Origin of the sequence: Streptomyces sp. T39, assembly GCF_008042045.1 — a bacterium.
Taxonomy (GTDB): domain Bacteria; phylum Actinomycetota; class Actinomycetes; order Streptomycetales; family Streptomycetaceae; genus Streptomyces.
In genome coordinates this window covers 981,396-983,148 of sequence record NZ_RDBP01000037.1, presented here as the reverse complement: position 1 = coordinate 983,148, position 1,753 = coordinate 981,396, and the positions used below count along the sequence as shown (strand labels likewise).

The following is a 1,753-nucleotide window of genomic DNA, read 5'->3' as shown; positions in this document are numbered from 1 at the left end:
CACACGACGCTGCACCTAAATGCATTTCGGGGAGAACCAGCTATCACGGAGTTTGATTGGCCTTTCACCCCTAACCACAGGTCATCCCCCAGGTTTTCAACCCTGGTGGGTTCGGTCCTCCACGAAGTCTTACCTCCGCTTCAACCTGCCCATGGCTAGATCACTCCGCTTCGGGTCTTGAGCGCGCTACTGAATCGCCCTGTTCGGACTCGCTTTCGCTACGGCTTCCCCACACGGGTTAACCTCGCAACACACCGCAAACTCGCAGGCTCATTCTTCAAAAGGCACGCAGTCACGAGACACTCCGAAAAGTGTCCGACGCTCCCACGGCTTGTAGGCACACGGTTTCAGGTACTATTTCACTCCGCTCCCGCGGTACTTTTCACCATTCCCTCACGGTACTATCCGCTATCGGTCACCAGGGAATATTTAGGCTTAGCGGGTGGTCCCGCCAGATTCACACGGGATTTCTCGGGCCCCGTGCTACTTGGGTGTCTCTTAAACGAGCCGTTGACATTTCAGCTACGGGGGTCTTACCCTCTACGCCGGACCTTTCGCATGTCCTTCGCCTACATCAACGGTTTCTGACTCGTCCCACGGCCGGCAGACCGTAGAAAAGAGATCCCACAACCCCCACGACGCAACCCCTGCCGGGTATCACACGTCGTAGGTTTGGCCTCATCCGGTTTCGCTCGCCACTACTCCCGGAATCACGGTTGTTTTCTCTTCCTGAGGGTACTGAGATGTTTCACTTCCCCTCGTTCCCTCCACACTGCCTATGTGTTCAGCAGYGGGTGACAGCCCATGACGACTGCCGGGTTTCCCCATTCGGAAACCCCCGGATCAAAGCCTGGTTGACGGCTCCCCGGGGACTATCGTGGCCTCCCACGTCCTTCATCGGTTCCTGGTGCCAAGGCATCCACCGTGCGCCCTTAAAAACTTGGCCACAGATGCTCGCGTCCACTGTGTAGTTCTCAAACAACGACCAGCCACCCATCACCCCACCCGCAACGGGTGAGTGCACCGGGGCCGGCATCCCGAAGGACGAGCAACGCTCGTACCCTCAGACACCCAACAGCGCGCCAGGCACGGGTGACAGCCCATGACGACTGCCGGGTTTCCCCATTCGGAAACCCCCGGATCAAAGCCTGGTTGACGGCTCCCCGGGGACTATCGTGGCCTCCCACGTCCTTCATCGGTTCCTGGTGCCAAGGCATCCACCGTGCGCCCTTAAAAACTTGGCCACAGATGCTCGCGTCCACTGTGTAGTTCTCAAACAACGACCAGCCACCCATCACCCCACCCGCAACGGGTGAGTGCACCGGGGCCGGCATCCCGAAGGACGAGCAACGCTCGTACCCTCAGACACCCAACAGCGCGCCAGGCACGACCCGTTCACCAACCCTGTTTTCCACGCCGAAGCAGTACTCACAGAAGCCGGTGCGACCGGTCATGCCAAATAATCAACGTTCCACCCATGAGCAACCGTGCGAGTCATTCGCTCGCAGTCGGCTATGTGCTCCTTAGAAAGGAGGTGATCCAGCCGCACCTTCCGGTACGGCTACCTTGTTACGACTTCGTCCCAATCGCCAGTCCCACCTTCGACAGCTCCCTCCCACAAGGGGTTGGGCCACCGGCTTCGGGTGTTACCGACTTTCGTGACGTGACGGGCGGTGTGTACAAGGCCCGGGAACGTATTCACCGCAGCAATGCTGATCTGCGATTACTAGCAACTCCGACTTCATGGGGTCGA

At 58.9% G+C, this 1,753-nt stretch carries 2 rRNA genes (both only partly in view); both read right to left on the bottom strand.

Annotated elements, in window-relative coordinates:
• Positions 1-946, bottom strand: a 23S ribosomal RNA gene (locus tag EAO77_RS26985) (it extends 2,570 nt beyond the left edge of the window).
• Positions 947-1,527: 581 nt separating this feature from the next.
• Positions 1,528-1,753, bottom strand: a 16S ribosomal RNA gene (locus EAO77_RS26980); it runs 1,440 nt beyond the window's last position.
• The 16S and 23S rRNA genes sit together here, the layout of an rRNA operon.